The following is a 16,843-nucleotide window of genomic DNA, read 5'->3' on the forward strand; positions in this document are numbered from 1 at the left end:
ACGGGTGTGGTCGCGCAACACCGGCGGTCACGGCGCGTCGATCCGCACCTCGAGCGACCCGAGGCGCTCGAACCCGAGGTCCGACGGCCGGTCGGCCGGTGTGGCGAGCCGCAGCGCGGGGAACCGCTCGACCAGCGCGTGCAGCGCCACCTCGACCTCCTGGCGGGCCAGCGCGGCACCCAGGCAGTAGTGGGCGCCCTGGCCGAACCCGAGGTGCCCCTCGCCGCGGCCCGGGTCCCGGGTCACGTCGAGCTCGTCGGGCCGGTCGTGCCGGCGCGGGTCGAAGTTCGCGGTGACCAGCCCGGCCGTCACCGACTCCCCCGCCGCGATCCGGGTGCCGCCGACGACGACGTCGGTGCTCGCGTAGCGGGGCGTGCTCACCGGGACCGCGCCGCAGGTCCGCACGATCTCGTGCACCGCGGTGGGCCACCGCCACGGCTCGGCGCGCAGCGTCGCGAGCTGGTCGGGGCGGGTCAGCAGGGCCAGCGTCGCCCGGGACAGCACGTGCGCGGTCGTCTCGAACCCGGCGACGACCAGGTCGAACAGCAGGACGTCCAGCTCGTCGGCGGTGAGCCGGTCGCCGTCGTCGTGCACCGCGACGAGCACGTCGACCAGGTCGTCGCGCGGGTCGGCCCGCCGGGCCGCGACGAGCTCGTGGATCTGTGCGACGACGGCGCGCGCCACGTCGGGCATCCGCTCCGGGTCGGGTGCGACGAGCAGGGCGGCCAGCTCCCGCCAGAGTCCGCGCTGCTCCACCGGGACGCCGACGAGCTCGCAGATCACCGCGATCGGCAGCGCGCGGAACACCGTGGGCAGCAGGTCGACCGGGCTGCCGTCGGCACCGGCGGCCGCGACGTCGTCGAGCAGCTCGGCGGTGAGCTGCTCCACGCGCGGGCGCAGCGCGGCGACCCGGCGCACGGTGAACGCCCGTGAGACGAGCCGGCGCAGCCGGGCGTGGTCGGCGCCGTCGCGGACGAGCAGGCCCCGGCCGAGGTGGTCGAGCTCCGGCGGCAGCCCGAGCCCCGTCAGGAGCGGGCCCAGGACGTCCCCGGCGCCGGGCACCCCGGTGGGGTCGTTGCGGAACCGCGGGTCGAGGAGCAGGGCGTGCACGTCGTCGTGCCGGGTGACGAGCGACGCGGCGACCATCGGCGACTCCGGCATCGCGACGACGGGCCCCTGTTCGCGCAGGCGCCCGAAGGCGGCGACCGGGCAGGTGGTGCGGTCCACGACGTACTCCCTCGACGGCGTCAGCAGGTCCGGTCCATCGGACACCGTGCCGTCGCGGCAGGGTCAAGCCCGCGGCGCCGACCGATCTCCGTGGCGCCACATCCTTGACGATGGCGCCATTCTGCGCCATTATTGCGCCATGGAGTTGGACGGATATGTCGACCGCCTGCGCACCGAGTTCGCCGCACTGGGCGAGGCCGCGGGCGAGGACACGCGGGCGGCCGCGGAACGGCTGCTCACGCCCCTGACGTCGACGACCCGCCTGGTCCTGCTCGAGGCACTGGCCGCGGCGGCCGACGAGATCACCCTCGAGCTCGCACCGGGGTCGGTGCACGTGCGGCTGCGCGGCAGCGACCCAGAGTTCGTCGTCACCGCAGGGTCGGCCCCGCCGTCGGCACCCCCGGCGACGACGGAGGCGCCACCCGTGGCGCCATCGCCACCGGCGGGCGCCGACGGCGAGTCCGGGCCGGTCGCCCGGATCAACTTCCGGCCGCCGGAGACGCTCAAGGCCCGGATCGAGGAGGCCGCCGGGCGGGACGGCCTCAGCGTGAACACCTGGCTGACCCGTGTGGCCGCGGCCGCGCTGGACCGCCCCGCCACCGCGCCCGACCGTCCCGACGCCGCCCGCCGCGGCCGCGTCGGCTGGTTCGGCTGAGCCACACGACCTCTGCCACCCACCCCTGACTCACGGCGTCACCGCGACGCCGAGGAGGCGATGCCCCGTGCCCACCTACGACACCCCCGAGCCCGTCACCGCGATCGTGGACCTCGCCATCGGCGAGCTGCGGGTGACCGCGTCGGACCGCACCGACACCGTCGTCGAGGTCCGCAGCTCCGACGCCGACCGCGCCCACGCCGACCGGGTCCGGGTCGAGCTGACCGGGCGGGAGCTGCGCGTCACCGGCCCGCAGCTCGGGCTGCTGCAGAAGCTCACCCCGCGCACCCCCGGCCGCTCGATCGAGGTCGGGATCGCCCTGCCCGCCGGGTCGGCGCTGACCGCCGCCACCGCCTACGGCGGGATCGTCGTCGAGGGCCCGCTCGGGGCCTGCGAGGCCCGCACCCGCTTCGGCGACGTCCGCGTCGACGACGCCGCCTCCGCCGACCTGAGCACCGGCTTCGGTCACGTCCGGATCGGCGGAACCGTCACCGGGGACGCCACGGTCCGCTCCGACCACGGCGGCATGCAGATCCACCGCATCGGCGGAACCGCGACGCTGAGCAGCAAGCACGGCGGCATCCGCGCCGACGAGCTGACCGGCGACGCCGAGCTGACCGGCACGCACGGTCCCATCGACGTCGACGAGCTCGGCGCGGGCGCCCGCGTGCGCACCGCCTACGGCGACGTCCGGCTCGGCCGCGTCCACCGCGGCGAGGTGTCGCTGACCAGCACGCACGGCCGGCTGGAGATCGGCGTCGCGCAGGGCAGCGCCGCCTGGCTCGACCTCGACACCACCGGCCGGGTCGGCAACGACCTCGCACCGCGCGAGGCCCCGGACGGCGACGCCGTCGACACCGTCGCCGTGCACGCCCGGTCCCGCGAGGGCGACATCGTCGTCCGCCGCGCCTGACCCGCGCCGGCCGCGGCCCCACCCATGAGCCCGTCCACGAGAGGAACCACCGTGCCCACACCCCCGCCCGCGATCGCCGTCGCCGCCCTGCACAAGTCCTACGGCGACCACGCCGTGCTCCGCGGCATCGACCTCGACGTCCCCGCCGGGACCGTGCTCGCCCTGCTCGGCCCGAACGGCGCCGGCAAGACCACCCTGGTCCGGATCCTGTCGACGCTGATCCCGCCGGACTCCGGCCGGATCCGCATCGCCGGGAGGGACCCGGCGACCGACCCCGACGGCGTCCGCGCCGCGATCGGGGTGACCGGCCAGTTCTCCGCCGTCGACGGCCTGCTGACCGGGGCGGAGAACCTGCAGCTCATGGCCGACCTGCACCACCTGCCCCGCGGGCGGCACCGGGAACGGGTACGCGAGCTGCTCGACCGGTTCGACCTCGCCGACGCCGCGGACCGCCGGGCCGGGACCTACTCCGGCGGGATGCGCCGGAGGCTGGACCTGGCCATGACGCTGGTCTCCGACCCGCAGGTGCTGTTCCTCGACGAGCCGACCACCGGGCTGGACCCGCGCAGCCGCCGCGGCCTGTGGGACGCCGTGCGCGACCTCGTCGGCCGCGGCGTGACCGTGCTGCTGACCACCCAGTACCTGGAGGAGGCCGACCAGCTCGCCGACGAGGTGGCCGTCCTGGACGGGGGCCGGCTCGTCGCCCGCGGCACCCCGGCGCAGCTCAAGGCCCAGGTCCCCGGCGGGCACGTGCGCCTGCGCTTCGCCGACGACGACGCCCTCGCCGCCGCCCGCACCGTGCTGCCCGCCGCCGTCGCCGACACCGCCGCGGTGACGCTGCAGCTGCCCGCCGCCGGGGCCCGCGACCTGCGGGACCTGCTGGACCGCCTCGCCGGGACCGGGGTGGAACCCGAGGAGCTGACCACCCACACGCCCGACCTCGACGACGTCTTCCTGGCCCTCACCGGCCACCCGAGCACCCCGGAGGTGGCCGCGTCATGAGCGCCGCCGTCATGGACACCACCGACCTCGACCGTCCCCGCCTGCTCACCGACTCGGTGACGATGCTGCGCCGCCGCATCCGGCACCTGCGCCGCTACCCGTCGCTGACGATCATGCTGATCGCCCAGCCGCTGGTGTTCCTGCTGCTGTTCGTGGTCGTCCTGGGCGGCACGATGGGCGCCGGGCTGGGCGGTGACCGCAGCGACTACCTGGCCTTCGTCACCCCCGCGGTGCTGCTGCTGACCGTTGCGAGCGTCGCGATGGGCACCGCCATCGGGGTCGCCACCGACATGACCGAGGGCGTCGTCGCCCGCTTCCGGACGATGGCGATCGCCCGGTCCAGCGTCCTCACCGGGCACGTCGTCGGCGCGTTCGTGCAGACCGCGGTCGGTCTGGTCGTCGTGCTCGGGGTGGCGCTGGCGCTCGGGTTCCGCAGCGGTGCCGGGCCGCTCGCCTGGCTGGGCGTCGCCGGGATGTTGGTGCTGCTCACGGTCGCCCTGACCTGGCTGACCGTGGCCCTCGGGCTCGCCGCCGCCAGTGTGGAGACGGCCAGCAACACCCCGATGTTCCTGATGCTGCTGCCGTTCCTGGGCAGCGGGTTCGTGCCGGTGGAGTCCATGCCGGCCGGGCTGCGGTGGTTCGCGGAGTACCAGCCGTTCACCCCGGTCATCGACACCCTGCGCGGTCTGCTCGGTGCCGGGCCCGGCAGCGGGGCCGGGCTCGGCGCCGACGCCGCGCTCGCCGTCGGCTGGTGCACGGTGATCACCGTCGGGAGCCTGCTGTGGTCGCGCCGGCTCTACGAGACCCGCGCGGCGCGCTGAGCGTCAGCCTTCCGGCGGGCGGTCGACGTGGACGGACAGGGCGGGCAGCCGCTCGAACCCCAGCCGCGACGGGCCGTCCGCCGGCTCGGCGAGCCGGAGCCCCGGGAAGCGCGTGACCAGCGCCGACAGCACGACCTCGACCTCCTGGCGGGCCAGCGCGGCGCCGAGGCAGTAGTGCGCCCCGTGCCCGAACCCGAGGTGCCCCTCGCCGCGTCCGGGGTCGCGGCGCACGTCCAGCTTCTCGGGCCGGTCGAGCACCCGGGGGTCGAAGTTCGCCGGCAGCACGCCGGGCAGCACGGCGGTCCCGGCGGGCACCGGGGTCCCGGCGATCTCCAGGTCCTCGGCGGCGTAGCGCGGGGCACCGGCCGGGATCGGACCGCAGGTGCGGACCAGCTCGTGCACCGCCGTCGGCCACAGCTGCGGATCGGCCCGCAGCGCGGCGAGCTCGTCCGGGCGGCTGAGCAGGGCGAGTGTGCCCTTGGCCAGCACGTGCGCGGTGGTCTCGAACCCGGCGACGGTGAGGTTCACCGTCATGTCGACGAGCTCCTGCTCCGAGAGCCGGTCGCCGTCCTCGTCGTGCGCCGCGACCAGCCCGGACAGCAGGTCGTCGGCCGGCTCCCGGCGACGGGCCTCGATCAGGTCCCGGACGTGGGCGACCATCCCCCGGGCGACGTCGGGCATCCGCTCCGGGTCGGGCTGGATCAGCAGCCGGGCGAACTCCCGCCAGCGGTCCCGGTCGCCCTCCGGCACGCCGACGAGCTCGCAGATGACCGCGATCGGCACCGGGTAGGCCAGCGCCTCCACCAGGTCGACCGGGGTGCCGTCGGCACCGGCCGCGGCGACGTCGTCGAGCAGGCCGTCGACGATCGCCCCGACGCGGGGGCGCAGCCCGTTCACCCGGCGCACCGTGAACGCCCGCGACACGAGCCGGCGCAGCCGCGCGTGGTCCTCGCCGTCCCGGCCCAGCATCGGACGGCGGAGCAGGTCGAGGTCCTCGGGCAGCCCGATCAGCCCGGTCTGGGCGTTGCGCAGGTAGTTCTCCGCCTCCGGTACCGCGGCCGCGTCGTGCCGGAAGCGGTCGTCGGTGAGCATCGCGCGGACCTCGGCGTGCCGGGTCACCATCAGGCCCTGCTGCGTGGGCCGTCCGGGGATCTCCAGCGGGATCTCCACGACCGCCGCGACCTCGCGCAGCGCGGAGAAGCCGGCGACCGGGTCCGACGGGTCCACGGTGTCCGGGCCTGCGGTCGGCGCGGTCGGCGCGGTGGTGGTCGTGTCCTCTGCCATGGGCCCAGTCGACACCGTGCCGCCGCGGCACGGTCAAGCCCCGCGATCGGGCGGGTTCGGTCCCGTTCGTCCCGCCCGCACCGTAGGCTCCGCGCGTGCGCACGGATTCGGCCATGCAACGGACGGTGACCCGATGAGCGGACTGTTCGCCCTGCTCGACGACGTCGCGGCGCTGGTGCGCCTGACGACGGCCTCCCTCGACGACGTCGCCGGGGCCGCCGGGCGCGCCGGGGCCAAGGCCGCAGGGGTGGTCGTCGACGACGCCGCGGTCACCCCCCGCTACGTGCAGGGGCTCAAGCCCGAGCGCGAGCTGTCGATCATCTGGCGGATCGCCAGGGGCTCGCTGATCAACAAGATCGTGTTCATCCTGCCGGTCGCGCTGATCCTGTCCCAGTTCGCGCCGTGGCTGCTGACCCCGATCCTGATGGTCGGCGGCTGCTACCTGGCCTACGAGGGCGCGGAGAAGCTCTGGGAGTACTTCTCCGGGCACTCCGAGCACCCCGAGGAGCGCGACGAGAAGGTCGCGGCGGACCCGGCGGAGAACGAGCGCCGGGTCGTCTCCGGCGCCGTGCGCACCGACTTCATCCTCTCGGCCGAGATCATGGTCATCGCGCTGAACGAGGTGGCGTCCGAGGGAATCGTGTCCCGGGCGATCATCCTGGCCGTCGTCGCCGTCACGATCACCGCGCTCGTCTACGGCGCGGTCGCGCTCATCGTGAAGATGGACGACGCCGGCCTGGCCCTGGCGAAGCGCGGCTCCGGCCCCGTCGCGTCGTTCGGGCGCGGGCTGGTGAAGGCCATGCCGATCGTGCTGACGACGCTGTCGGTCGTCGGCGTCGCGGCGATGCTGTGGGTCGGCGGGCACATCCTGCTGGTCGGGATGGACGAGCTGGGCTTCTCCCCGATCTACGACCTGGTGCACCATCTGGAGGTGGCCGTCGCCGACGCGACCGGTGCGCTGGGCGGGTTCCTGGGCTGGCTCACCAACACCGTCGGCTCGGCGATCCTCGGGGTCGTGGTCGGCGCGGTGATCGTCGCCGTGGCGCACCTGGTGCCGAAGCGGAAGAAGAACGACACCGACGACGACGCCGAGGCCGCCGGGACCGCCGGCGCCTGACCCGGGAGGCCGCCGTGAGCCGCATCGAGATGCCGTCCGGCGAGACGATCGACGTGCTGCACAGCGGCGCCCCGGCCTTCGAGTTCGAGGCCGTCGTACCGCCCGGGGTGGCCGGTCCCCCGCCGCACCGGCACCGGGGCGCCACCGAGTCGTTCACCGTGCTCGAGGGCGTCCTGCGGGTCCGGGTCGGGGGCTGGACGAGCCTGCTGCACCCCGGCGACGGGATCGTGGTGCCGCCCGGCGTCACGCACTCGTTCGGCAACGGGGGCGACGGCCCGGTGCGCGTGCGCACCGTCGAGACCCCCGCCGGGGCCCTGGAGGAGCAGTTCCGGATCCTGGCGACGGCCGGGCGGCTGCCGCCGCTGCGCCGCCTCGCGCGGCTCAACGTCGCCCACGACCTGGACTTCACCCTCGCCGGGATCCCCGACGCGGTGCAGCGCCCGCTGTGGCGGTTGCTCGCGGCGCTGCCCGGTCCGTCATGATCGGGCGATGGGAGACACCGGCGTCTTCGTGCCCTACGGCGCGACCCACTGGGCCGCGCTGACCGTCGGGGTCCTCGGCGCCGTCGCGCTGGTGGCCCTGGGACGACGGCTGCGCGGCACCCCCGCCGAGCCGGGCGTCTCGCGGGCGTTCGCCGTCGTGGTCGTCGCGGCGCTGGTGCCGCTGCAGCTGCGGCTGCTGACCCCGCAGACCTTCGACGTGCACATCTCGCTGCCGCTGCAGCTGTCGGACCTGTCGTGGGTCACCGCCGCGGTCGCGCTGTGGACACGGCGCTGGTGGGCGTGCGCGCCGCTGTACTACTGGGGTCTCACGCTGACCCCGCAGGCGCTGCTCACCCCGGCCACCGACTCCCCCGACTTCCCGCACGTCGCGTTCCTGCACTTCTGGGCGCTGCACCTGCTGGTGACCTGGGCCGCGGTGTACCTGACCTGGGGCGCCGGGGTGCGGCCGACCTGGCGCGGGATGGCCGTGACGCTGGCGGCCACGATCGCCTGGGCGGCGGTGGTGCTGCCGTTCAACCTGGCCGCGGGCACCAACTACGGCTTCCTCGCCCACAAGCCGACCAACGCCTCCGCGCTGGACCTGCTGGGCCCGTGGCCGGTCTACCTGGTCGTCGAGTTCGTGCTGGTCGCGGTGGGGTGGGCGGCGATCACGTGGCCGTGGACGCGGCGGCGGGAACGGGAGCCGGCCTGACCGGCAGCCGCTCCGCCAGCCCGTCGACGAGGTGGTCGAGCACCGCGCGGACCCGCCGGGGCGGGTCCGCACCGTGCACCGCCAGCAGGTCCGCCGACGGGGTCGGGATGTCCGCCAGCACCTGCACCAGCTCCCCCGACGCGAGCAGCGGCGCGACCTGCCACAGCGAGCGCATCACCAGCCCGCGGCCGGCCCGGCACCACGCCGTCGCGACCTCGCCGTCGTTGCAGGTCATCGCGCCCGTCACGCGGACCCCGGCGGCGTCGGCGTCGGTCCCGAAACGCCAGTGGGCGTAGGCGGTGTCGTTCTCCCGGATCACGATGCAGTCGTGTCCTGCCAGGTCGGCGGGGGTGCGCGGGGCGCCGCGGCGGCCCACGTACGACGGCGCCGCGCACACCACGCGCCGGTTGCGGTGCAGGACCCGGGCGTGCAGCCGCGAGTCGGGCAGCGGTCCGACCCGCACCGCGAAGTCGTAGCCGGACCCGCCGACGGCGACCGGCAGGTGTGACAGCTCCAGGTCGATGCGCAGGTCCGGGTTGGCCGCCTCGAACGTGCCGAGCAGCGGCGCGACGTGCGCCCGGCCGAACCCCATCGACGAGTGCACCGCGATCCGCCCGTGCAGCCCCGAGCGACGCCGGCCGATCTCGTCCTCCAGGTCGTCGATGCGGCCCAGCACGTCGCGGGCACCCTCGGCGTAGCGGCGGCCCTCGTCGGTCAGGGTGAGACGCCGGGTGGACCGGTTGACCAGGCGGACGCCCAGACGTCGTTCCAGGCGGGCGAGCCGCTTGCTGACCGCCGACACCGACACACCCCACTGGCGCGCCACCTCGGTCAGCGTGCCCGCGGCGGCGACCCCGGCGAAGAAGCGCAGGTCGTCGAACTCGGGCAGCTCCACACCCACTCCTTTCCCCTGCGGAAAGACTGTCCGGTCCGGACGACGGTTCACCGCATCCGGTTCGCCGATCAGGATAGAAGCAACCGAGTCGAGGAGGACACGACATGACCGCGCACCGCATCGCCGTCATCCCGGGCGACGGGATCGGCAAGGAGGTCGTCCCGGAGGGCGTCCGCGTGCTGACCGCGGCCGCGGAGCGGTTCGGGATCGGGCTGGAGTTCACCGAGTTCGGCTTCGCGAGCGCCGACCACTGGCTCGAGCACGGCACGATGCTGCCCGAGGACTGGTTCGAGCAGCTGCGCGGCTTCGACGCGTTGTTCTTCGGCGCCGTCGGGTGGCCGGAGGTGCTGCCCGACCACGTGTCGCTGTGGGGCAGCCTGCTGCAGTTCCGCCGCCGCTTCGACCAGTACGTCAACCTGCGCCCGGCCCGGCTGCTGCCCGGCGTCGCCGCCCCGCTCGCCGGCCGCTCCCCCGGCGACATCGACATGCTGATCGTCCGGGAGAACACCGAGGGCGAGTACTCGTCGGTGGGCGGGCGGATGTTCTCCGGCACCGACCGCGAGATCGTGATCCAGGAGACCGTCATGACGCGCACCGGCGTCGACCGGATCCTGCGCTACGCCTTCGAGCTCGCGCGGCGGCACCCGAACCGGCACCTGACCTCGGCGACGAAGTCCAACGGCATCGCGATCACCATGCCGTACTGGGACGAGCGGGTCGCGGCGATGGCGGCGCAGTACCCCGACGTCGACGTCGACTCCTCCCACATCGACATCCTGGCGGCGCGGTTCGTGATGAGCCCGGAGCGGTTCGACGTCGTGGTCGCCAGCAACCTGTTCGGGGACATCCTGTCCGACCTCGGGCCGGCCTGCACCGGGACGATCGGCATCGCGCCGAGCGCGAACATCAACCCGGAGCGGGAGTTCCCGAGCCTGTTCGAGCCGGTGCACGGGTCCGCACCGGACATCGCCGGGAAGGGCGTCGCGAACCCGGTCGGCCAGATCTGGTGCGGGTCGATGATGCTGGAGCACCTCGGCGAGCACGAGGCCGCGGCGGCCGTGCTGGCCGCGGTCGAGGAGGTCGTCGGGCGGGGCGGCGCGACCGTCACCCCGGACCTGGGCGGCACCGCGACGACCGCCGAGCTGGGCGCGGCGATCGCCGAGGTCGTGCGGGGATGAGCCCGTCCGGACCCGGCCGGCGCGCCCCGGCGGCCGGGCGTCGCGGCTCAGCCCGCGAGGAGCGCGACCAGGCGACGGGCCGCGTCGGGCGGCAGCCTGCGACGGCCGCGCAGGTGCCGGAACACCGGCGCGAGCACCGGGTCGGCCAGCAGCTCGGCCCGCGGCACCGGCCGTCCGACCGGCACGACGACGCCCGCCGCGTGCCGCCCGCCGGGGTGCGGCTCGGCGGGACCGGTGAACGCGAACAGCGCCATCACGCCGCCGCCCGGCCCGGTGCGGTAGACCACGGCCCGGTCGCCCGGCGCGGTCCCGGCCAGGCAGCAGGGCTCCGGGGGCGGGTCGGCGACCTCGTCGGCGTCCCAGAGCAGGACGGTGTCCGGCAGCGCGGCGCCGGGTCGCACGGGGTCGGTCGGCACGGGGTCGGTCGGCACGGGGTCCGGCAGCGGCATGCCGCCCGTCCTACCCCAGCCCACGGGGGTCCGGCACGATGAGCCCGCGGACCCTGCTGCCCGCCCCGTTCGCCGCCCGCACGGTCGACGCGGCGGGGACGGCGGTGCACACCGTGACCGGCGGATCCGGGCCGCCGCTGCTGCTCCTGCACGGCTACCCGCAGACCCACGCGATCTGGCACCGGGTCGCGCCGTTGCTCGCCGACCGGTTCACCGTCGTCGCGACCGACCTGCGCGGTTACGGCGACAGCGCCAAGCCGCCCCCGGGCCCGGACGACGCCGCCTACGCCAAGCGCGCCATGGCCGCCGACCAGCTCGCCGTCATGCGGGAGCTGGGGTTCGACCGGTTCGCCGTCGCCGGGCACGACCGCGGCGGCCGGGTCGCGCACCGGCTGGCCCTCGACGCACCGGACGCGGTGTCGGCGCTGGCGGTGCTCGACATCGTCCCGACCCGGCACGCCTTCGACACCGCCGACGCCGGCTTCGGGCTGGGCTACTGGCACTGGTTCTTCCTCACCGCCACGGCCGGGATCCCGGAGCGGCTCATCGGGGGCGACCCGGAGTTCTGGATCACCGCCCGGATGCGGTCGCGCCACCACGGCGGCACCCCGTTCGACGACCGCGCCGTCGCCGAGTACGTCCGCTGCTTCGCCGACCCGGCCGCGATCGCCGCGTCGTGCGCCGACTACCGCGCCGCGGCCGGGATCGACCGCGTCCACGACGGCGCGGACGCCGGCCGGCGGGTGACCGCGCCGCTGCTGGCGCTGTGGGGCGCGCACTCCTTCGTCGGGCGGTCCTACGACGTCCCCGCGGTGTGGGCCGGCTACGCCACGGACGTGCACGGGACGGCCCTGGACGCCGACCACTACCTGCCCGAGGAGCGCCCCGAGGAGGTGGCGCGGGAGCTGACCGCGTTCCTGACGGGGTGATGCGGCCCGCTCAGTCCGTGATCCGGTACTGCGCGATCTTCCGGTAGAGCGTCGACCGGGCCACCCCCAGCGCCGCGGCCGCGGCGGCCCGGTTCCCGTCGGTGTCGCGCAGCGCGGCGACGATCGCGTCCCGCTCGGCCCGGTCCACCGCCCGCAGCGTCCCGGACGGCGCGCTCTGGCAGGACTCGGGCAGGTCGGTCACCTCGACCACACCCACCGGCCGCCGGCCCAGGGCCGCGGTCAGCGCGTCGCGCAGCTCGGTCACGTTCCCCGGCCACGGATGCCTGCTCACCGTCCGCAGCGCCCCGGCGGACAGCCGCACGTCGCGACCGGGGGCGAGCTCGGCGAGCAGCGCCGCGACCAGGCCGGGGAGGTCGCCGGGGCGGCCGCGCAGCGGCGGGACCGGCACCGACACCCGGAACCGGGCCAGCACGGCGTCGCGGACGGGGTCGGGGACGGCGGTGTCCGCGCGGGTGCCGGCCGTCGGCAGATCCCCGCGCGCGACGGCGGGCGGCACCCCGGCGTCACGCCGGTCGAGGTCGCGCAGCAGCACCAGCGCCCGCCGCCCGGCCCGCCGGACGCGGTCGTCGAGGTCGGCGCCGTCGTCGTCCGGGCCGACCTCGACGACCGGGCCGGGCCAGGAGTCCGTGACCAGCCGCGCCCGGCCGGAGCCGGGCTCGCCGGTGACCAGCAGCGGTTCCCCCGCCCCCAGCGCCCCGGCGACGGCGGCCCGCGCCGCCCGCCAGGCCGGGCTCACCCCGCCGGCGTCGGGCCGCGGGGTCGCCGTGACCGGTCCGGCGGGACCGCCGCCGTCGGGCTCGCGCAGCAGCGTCACCACCGCCACCAGGCCGGCGACCGACCCGCCGGCCGGGACGACCGCGCCGCGCAGCCGCGCCCGCGTCCCCGACGGCAGGTCCACCCGGTCGTCGACGCCGGGGCCGCGGAGCAGCAGGAACCGGGCGTGGTCGGTGAGCGCGGCGTGGTCGCCCGCGTCGAGCAGGGTCTGCATCGCGGTGTTCGCCAGCACCGTGCGGCGCCCGACGGCGAGCACCGCCCGCCGGGTGCGGGACTCGGTGCGGGCGTAGGCGTCGAACAGGGCCTGCTGCGCGGGGTCGCGGTCGTGCAGCAGGGCATCGGAGATGCGCGCGGCCGCGGAGCGCACCAGCGACAGCAGCAGCGGCGAGGAGTGCTCGGCGCGGCAGGACAGGTCGAGTACCGCCTCGATCCGCCCGGTCGCCGGGTCGCGCACCGGGGCGCCGGCGCAGGCGTAGTCGTGGAGCTGCTCGACGAAGTGTTCGGCGCCGACGATGTGCACCGGCCGGCCGGACTCCAGCACGGTCCCGACCCCGTTGGTGCCCACCGCGCCCTCGGCGTAGCCGAACCCGGCGGCGAACGCGTTGACGTCCGCGGACCGGGCGATCACCGCGTCGGTGTCCAGCCGCACCAGCAGCCGGGCCCGGTGGTCGGTGAGCGCGACGCACACCCCGATCCCGGCGACCTGCTCGACCAGCTGCTCCATCACCGGGCGCGCGCAGCGGACCAGCCGGGAGCCGGTGTCGAGGTCGGGGTGGAACCGGTTCACGATCATCGCCGGGTCCACCCCGCCCGCGATGCTGCGCCGCCACGACGCGACGACGTGGCCGGGCACGCCGGGCAGCGCGACGTCGGGCCGGTCGAGCAGCTCGGCCCGCGCGGACACGAGCTCGCGGCGGCGTGCGAGCAGATCCCCCATCGATGCACCTCTCTGTGCTCGTCATCACATGATGCGTCACCGGTCAACACCTGTCGCTGTCCGAAGTTCGGACACCCGTGGAGCGCCCGGTCCGACCTAGCGTCGGGTGACCGTCGTCACCCCTGCACCGGGAGGACCCCCATGGCCACCACGACCACCGAGCACGTCGACGTCCTGATCGTCGGGGCCGGGGTGTCCGGCATCGGCGCCGCGCACCGGCTGCGGGAGGAGTTCCCGGGGCGGAGCTTCGTGCTGCTGGAGGCCCAGGACGCCCCCGGTGGGACCTGGTGGACGCACCGCTTCCCCGGTGCCCGCTCGGACAGCGACCTGTTCACCTACGGCTACCGGCACAAGCCGTGGAAGGGACCGTCGATCGCAGCGGGCGGGGAGATCCTGTCCTACCTCCGCGAGGTCATCGACGAGGACGACCTCGCCGGGCACATCCGCTACCACCACCGCGTCACCGCGCTGAGCTGGTCCTCGGAGGAGAACCTCTGGACCGCGGACGTTACGCGCACCGACACCGGCGAGACCCTGCGGATGACCGCGTCGTTCCTGTGGATGTGCCAGGGCTACTACAACCACGACGAGCCCTACACCCCGGAGTGGCCGGGTACCGAGCGCTTCGCCGGGACGGTCGTGCACCCGCAGTCCTGGCCGTCGGACCTCGACGTCACGGGGAAGAAGGTGCTGGTCATCGGATCCGGCGCGACCGCGGCGACGGTCGTCCCGGCGACGGCCGCGACCGCCGAACACGTGACGATGCTGCAGCGCTCGCCGTCGTACTGGTTCCCGGCGCCGACCGTGCACGAGCTCGCGACGATGCTGGAGCCGCTCGACCTGCCCGGCGAGTGGACCCACGAGATCCTGCGCCGCACCTACGTCCAGCAGCTCGACTGGCTGGCGACCACCGGCCGCGACGACCCGGACGCGCTGCACGAGTTCCTGGTCGAGTCCATCCGGCCGCTGCTCCCCGAGGGCACCGACGTCGAGAAGCACTTCGTCCCCCGCTACCGGCCGTGGCAGCAGCGCATCGCGTTCGTGCCCGACGGCGACTTCTTCGCCGCGATGCGCGAGGGAAAGGCCTCGGTCGTCACCGACATCATCTCCGAGTTCACCGAGAAGGGCGTGCAGGTCTCCTCCGGCGAGGTGATCGAGGCCGACGTCGTCGTCACCGCGACGGGCTTCGACCTGGCGGTGTTCGGCGACATCCCCTTCACCGTCGACGGCGAGCCGGTCGACTTCACCCGGCACGTCACCTGGCGCGGTCTGATGATCAGCGACATCCCGAACATGGCCTACGCCTTCGGGTACTTCCGGCACAGCTGGACGCTGCGGATCGACCTGGTCAACGACCTGATCGGCCGCATCCTGGCGCGCATGGACGAGCGTGGGGACCGGGTCGTCGTGCCCACGCTGCGGGCGCAGGACGCCGACATGCCCCGGCTGCCGTGGGTCTCGGAGGACAACTTCAACCCCGGCTACATCGGACGCTCCCAGCACCGCATGTTCGGGCAGGGCGACCGCGAGCCCTGGACCCACATGCACGAGCACGACGTCGACCGGGTCGAGCTGCCGAAGGCCGACCTCGACGACGGCCTGCAGTACCGCTGACCCCGACCGACCGCACACCCCGAGGAGACCACCGTGCCCCGCATCCCCGTGTCCACCGGCGTCGAGCTGAACTACGAGACCGCAGGCGACGGCGACCCCCTGCTCATGATCATGGGTACGTCCGGCGCGATCCCGCTGTGGGGCGAGCTCGCGCACCGGCTGGCCCAGACCCATTGGGTCATCACCGTCGACAACCGGGGGCTGGGCGGCAGCGACCGCGGCTCCGGGCCGATCACGGTCGGCTCGATGGCCGCCGACACCTCCGCGCTGCTCGACGCCCTGGAGATCCCGCGCGCGCACCTGCTCGGCTGGTCGCTGGGCTCGGCCGTCGCACAGGAGATGGCGCTGGCCCGCCCCGAGCAGGTCGCCTCGCAGGTCCTCTACGGCACCTGGGGCCGCACCGACGGCTTCCAGCGCGCAGTGCTCACCGCGCTGCGCCTGCCCTACGTGCACCGTGACATGGAGTCCGCACTGGCCGCGTCGGGGCTCGCGTTCTCCCCACAGGCCCTCGACGACCCGAACGTGGGCGCCCTGCTGGAGGCGCTGCTGCCGGCGTTCCCGCAGGACGAGGCGCAGATGCAGGTGACCGTCGAGCAGTGGGACGCCGACCTCGTGCACGACACCCTCGACCGGCTGGACGCGATCACGGCACCGACGCTGGTCGTGGTCGGCGAGCAGGACCTGCTGACCCCGCACTGGCAGTCCCGCGCGGTGGCCGAGCGCATCCCGGGCGCCCGGTTCGAGCTGGTCACCGGGCCGGGGTCCAGCCACTGCATGCACCTGGAGCGGCCCGAGGACCTGACGAAGCTGGTCACCGGGTTCCTCGGCGAACAGCGGATCTGAACGGAGCGGCCGGGCGGACCCTCCCCGCCCGGCCGGCCATCAGGACTCGCGGTGCGCCTTGGGGGACCGCCCGAACCGGTTCCGGAAGGCCCGGCTGAACGCCGCCGGGTCCGGCATGCCCCATCGCGCGCCGATCGCGCCGACCCCGACGTGGGCGGACTCCGGCCGGCGCAGGTCGGTCCACGCGCCCTGCAGGCGTTCCTCGCGGATGGCCCCGGCCACCGTGGTGCCCTCCTCGGCGAACAGCTTGTGCAGGTAGCTCACCGAGATCGCGCAGGCGGCGGCGACACCCGCGGGGTCGAGGTCGCGGTCGGCGATGTGCTCGCGGATGTGCCCGCGGGCCCGCGCGACGTGCAGGTTCTCCGGCGCGGACGCGGGCACGGTGCTGCGGACCAGCGCGACGAACACATCCCCGATGGTCCGTGCGACGGCCTCCTGCGCGGCCACGGGGACGTCGTCGCCGATCGCCCGGTCCAGCGAGGACAGCAGCGGCGGCAGCATCGCGCCGACGCCGCGACGGCCGTCGAGGGCGACCGCGGTGGCCTCGGCCATCTCCGCCCGGGACAGCGGCAGCGCGCTCTTGGGATGCAGGCAGACCTGGTACTCGAAGCTGTCGGTGGTGACGAAGGTGAACGGCCTGCTGCTGTCGTAGATCACGAACTCGCCGGGGCCGATCACCGCCTCCCGTCCGTCCTGCGCGACGAGTGTGCGGCCACGGCGGGCCAGCGCGATCTGCAGATAGTCCTCGTCTGCGGCGCGAACCTGGCGTATCGTCCGGTCGAAGCGGTGCGGAACCGAGGAGATCCGCCGCAGATGCGTGCCGGCCACCGACGAGGCGGTGACCCGTCCGGAGACCAACCCGGTGGTGGACGGTGTCACGTCCAGCGCGACGAACTGGTCGCACACCGTCGCGCGCCAGAAGTCCAGCCGGTCGGTCTCGGCCACGGTGGTGGTGTCGATCGTGACCAATGCCATACCCGAGCATGGCAC

At 75.0% G+C, this 16,843-nt stretch carries 17 protein-coding genes; 11 read left to right on the plus strand and 6 right to left on the minus strand.

The window, feature by feature from the left end; translation table 11 throughout:
• Positions 1-27: 27 nt before the first annotated feature.
• Positions 28-1,227 (minus strand): cytochrome P450, encoded by a 1,200-nt coding sequence (locus tag KPF22_RS33375; RefSeq protein WP_224403622.1) that lies wholly within the window; start codon positions 1,225-1,227, stop codon positions 28-30.
• A gap of 139 nt (positions 1,228-1,366) precedes the next feature.
• Between KPF22_RS33375 and KPF22_RS26650 the strand changes: the two genes are divergently transcribed.
• The 4 genes from KPF22_RS26650 to KPF22_RS26665 all read left to right on the plus strand — a co-directional run bounded on the left by KPF22_RS26650 (position 1,367) and on the right by KPF22_RS26665 (position 4,618).
• The gene (locus tag KPF22_RS26650; RefSeq protein ID WP_224403623.1) at positions 1,367-1,882 is read left to right on the plus strand and encodes a hypothetical protein; all 516 of its coding nucleotides are present in this window, start codon (positions 1,367-1,369) and stop codon (positions 1,880-1,882) included.
• A gap of 67 nt (positions 1,883-1,949) precedes the next feature.
• Positions 1,950-2,795 carry a DUF4097 family beta strand repeat-containing protein gene (locus KPF22_RS26655; protein WP_224403624.1) on the plus strand — a complete coding sequence of 282 codons (846 nt, stop codon included), beginning with the start codon at positions 1,950-1,952 and terminating at the stop codon, positions 2,793-2,795.
• A 24-nt stretch (positions 2,796-2,819) separates the two neighbouring features.
• Complete coding sequence (locus tag KPF22_RS26660) at positions 2,820-3,797, plus strand: ABC transporter ATP-binding protein (protein ID WP_224403625.1); 978 nt, start codon at positions 2,820-2,822, stop codon at positions 3,795-3,797.
• The gene (locus KPF22_RS26665; RefSeq protein ID WP_224403626.1) at positions 3,794-4,618 is read left to right on the plus strand and encodes an ABC transporter permease; all 825 of its coding nucleotides are present in this window, start codon (positions 3,794-3,796) and stop codon (positions 4,616-4,618) included. The genes KPF22_RS26660 and KPF22_RS26665 overlap by 4 nt, the downstream gene beginning before the upstream one ends.
• A 3-nt stretch (positions 4,619-4,621) precedes the next feature.
• On the opposite strand, the gene KPF22_RS26670 is transcribed toward KPF22_RS26665, so the two are convergent.
• The gene (locus tag KPF22_RS26670) at positions 4,622-5,902 is read right to left on the minus strand and encodes a cytochrome P450 (RefSeq protein ID WP_224403627.1); all 1,281 of its coding nucleotides are present in this window, start codon (positions 5,900-5,902) and stop codon (positions 4,622-4,624) included.
• Between the two features lie 133 nt (positions 5,903-6,035).
• On the opposite strand from KPF22_RS26670, the gene KPF22_RS26675 reads away from it, so the two are divergent.
• Genes KPF22_RS26675 through KPF22_RS26685 form a run of 3 tightly spaced genes read left to right on the plus strand, consistent with a single transcriptional unit; the run spans position 6,036 to position 8,213 of the window.
• Positions 6,036-7,019: a DUF808 domain-containing protein gene (locus KPF22_RS26675; RefSeq protein ID WP_224403628.1), complete on the plus strand. Its 984-nt coding sequence runs from the start codon at positions 6,036-6,038 to the stop codon at positions 7,017-7,019.
• A 14-nt stretch (positions 7,020-7,033) separates the two neighbouring features.
• Positions 7,034-7,501, plus strand: a complete 468-nt coding sequence (locus KPF22_RS26680) for a cupin domain-containing protein (RefSeq protein ID WP_208822194.1) — start codon at positions 7,034-7,036, stop codon at positions 7,499-7,501.
• A 7-nt stretch (positions 7,502-7,508) separates the two neighbouring features.
• Positions 7,509-8,213 carry a TIGR02206 family membrane protein gene (locus KPF22_RS26685; RefSeq protein WP_208822192.1) on the plus strand — a complete coding sequence of 235 codons (705 nt, stop codon included), beginning with the start codon at positions 7,509-7,511 and terminating at the stop codon, positions 8,211-8,213.
• Here KPF22_RS26685 and KPF22_RS26690 read toward each other — a convergent pair.
• Positions 8,170-9,108: a LysR family transcriptional regulator gene (locus KPF22_RS26690; RefSeq protein WP_208822190.1), complete on the minus strand. Its 939-nt coding sequence runs from the start codon at positions 9,106-9,108 to the stop codon at positions 8,170-8,172. The genes KPF22_RS26685 and KPF22_RS26690 overlap by 44 nt on opposite strands.
• A gap of 104 nt (positions 9,109-9,212) precedes the next feature.
• On the opposite strand from KPF22_RS26690, the gene KPF22_RS26695 reads away from it, so the two are divergent.
• Complete coding sequence (locus KPF22_RS26695) at positions 9,213-10,286, plus strand: tartrate dehydrogenase (protein WP_224403629.1); 1,074 nt, start codon at positions 9,213-9,215, stop codon at positions 10,284-10,286.
• A gap of 47 nt (positions 10,287-10,333) precedes the next feature.
• On the opposite strand, the gene KPF22_RS26700 is transcribed toward KPF22_RS26695, so the two are convergent.
• Positions 10,334-10,735, minus strand: coding sequence for a hypothetical protein (locus KPF22_RS26700; RefSeq protein ID WP_224403630.1), 402 nt, complete (start codon positions 10,733-10,735; stop codon positions 10,334-10,336).
• A 38-nt stretch (positions 10,736-10,773) separates the two neighbouring features.
• Here KPF22_RS26700 and KPF22_RS26705 point away from each other — a divergent pair, with 38 nt between their 5' ends.
• Positions 10,774-11,664, plus strand: coding sequence for an alpha/beta fold hydrolase (locus KPF22_RS26705; protein WP_224403631.1), 891 nt, complete (start codon positions 10,774-10,776; stop codon positions 11,662-11,664).
• A 10-nt stretch (positions 11,665-11,674) separates the two neighbouring features.
• On the opposite strand, the gene KPF22_RS26710 is transcribed toward KPF22_RS26705, so the two are convergent.
• Positions 11,675-13,396, minus strand: a complete 1,722-nt coding sequence (locus KPF22_RS26710; RefSeq protein WP_208822182.1) for a sigma-54-dependent Fis family transcriptional regulator — start codon at positions 13,394-13,396, stop codon at positions 11,675-11,677.
• Positions 13,397-13,537: 141 nt separating this feature from the next.
• Between KPF22_RS26710 and KPF22_RS26715 the strand changes: the two genes are divergently transcribed.
• The gene (locus KPF22_RS26715) at positions 13,538-15,010 is read left to right on the plus strand and encodes an NAD(P)/FAD-dependent oxidoreductase (RefSeq protein WP_224403632.1); all 1,473 of its coding nucleotides are present in this window, start codon (positions 13,538-13,540) and stop codon (positions 15,008-15,010) included.
• Between the two features lie 33 nt (positions 15,011-15,043).
• Positions 15,044-15,853 (plus strand): alpha/beta fold hydrolase, encoded by an 810-nt coding sequence (locus KPF22_RS26720; RefSeq protein ID WP_224403633.1) that lies wholly within the window; start codon positions 15,044-15,046, stop codon positions 15,851-15,853.
• 39 nt (positions 15,854-15,892) lie between these two features.
• Here KPF22_RS26720 and KPF22_RS26725 read toward each other — a convergent pair whose 3' ends face one another.
• Entirely contained in the window at positions 15,893-16,828 is a 936-nt protein-coding gene (locus tag KPF22_RS26725; protein ID WP_224403634.1) for a helix-turn-helix domain-containing protein, read from the minus strand.
• Positions 16,829-16,843 lie beyond the last annotated feature (15 nt).

Origin of the sequence: Pseudonocardia sp. ICBG1034 (assembly GCF_020131375.1) — a bacterium.
In the GTDB taxonomy this organism is placed as follows: Bacteria; Actinomycetota; Actinomycetes; order Mycobacteriales; family Pseudonocardiaceae; genus Pseudonocardia; species Pseudonocardia alni.

What these genes read in the sequence shown, in the direction of transcription:
- KPF22_RS26715 (WP_224403632.1), top strand. Translation starts at nt 13,538, where the DNA reads ATGGCCACCACGACCACCGAGCACGTCGACGTCCTGATCGTCGGGGCC.
- KPF22_RS26725 (WP_224403634.1), bottom strand. Translation starts at nt 16,828, where the DNA reads ATGGCATTGGTCACGATCGACACCACCACCGTGGCCGAGACCGACCGG.
- KPF22_RS26710 (WP_208822182.1), bottom strand. Translation starts at nt 13,396, where the DNA reads ATGGGGGATCTGCTCGCACGCCGCCGCGAGCTCGTGTCCGCGCGGGCC.
- KPF22_RS26695 (WP_224403629.1), top strand. Translation starts at nt 9,213, where the DNA reads ATGACCGCGCACCGCATCGCCGTCATCCCGGGCGACGGGATCGGCAAG.
- KPF22_RS26670 (WP_224403627.1), bottom strand. Translation starts at nt 5,902, where the DNA reads ATGGCAGAGGACACGACCACCACCGCGCCGACCGCGCCGACCGCAGGC.
- KPF22_RS26700 (WP_224403630.1), bottom strand. Translation starts at nt 10,735, where the DNA reads ATGCCGCTGCCGGACCCCGTGCCGACCGACCCCGTGCCGACCGACCCC.
- KPF22_RS26665 (WP_224403626.1), top strand. Translation starts at nt 3,794, where the DNA reads ATGAGCGCCGCCGTCATGGACACCACCGACCTCGACCGTCCCCGCCTG.
- KPF22_RS26660 (WP_224403625.1), top strand. Translation starts at nt 2,820, where the DNA reads ATGAGCCCGTCCACGAGAGGAACCACCGTGCCCACACCCCCGCCCGCG.
- KPF22_RS26675 (WP_224403628.1), top strand. Translation starts at nt 6,036, where the DNA reads ATGAGCGGACTGTTCGCCCTGCTCGACGACGTCGCGGCGCTGGTGCGC.
- KPF22_RS26705 (WP_224403631.1), top strand. Translation starts at nt 10,774, where the DNA reads ATGAGCCCGCGGACCCTGCTGCCCGCCCCGTTCGCCGCCCGCACGGTC.
- KPF22_RS26650 (WP_224403623.1), top strand. Translation starts at nt 1,367, where the DNA reads ATGGAGTTGGACGGATATGTCGACCGCCTGCGCACCGAGTTCGCCGCA.
- KPF22_RS26685 (WP_208822192.1), top strand. Translation starts at nt 7,509, where the DNA reads ATGGGAGACACCGGCGTCTTCGTGCCCTACGGCGCGACCCACTGGGCC.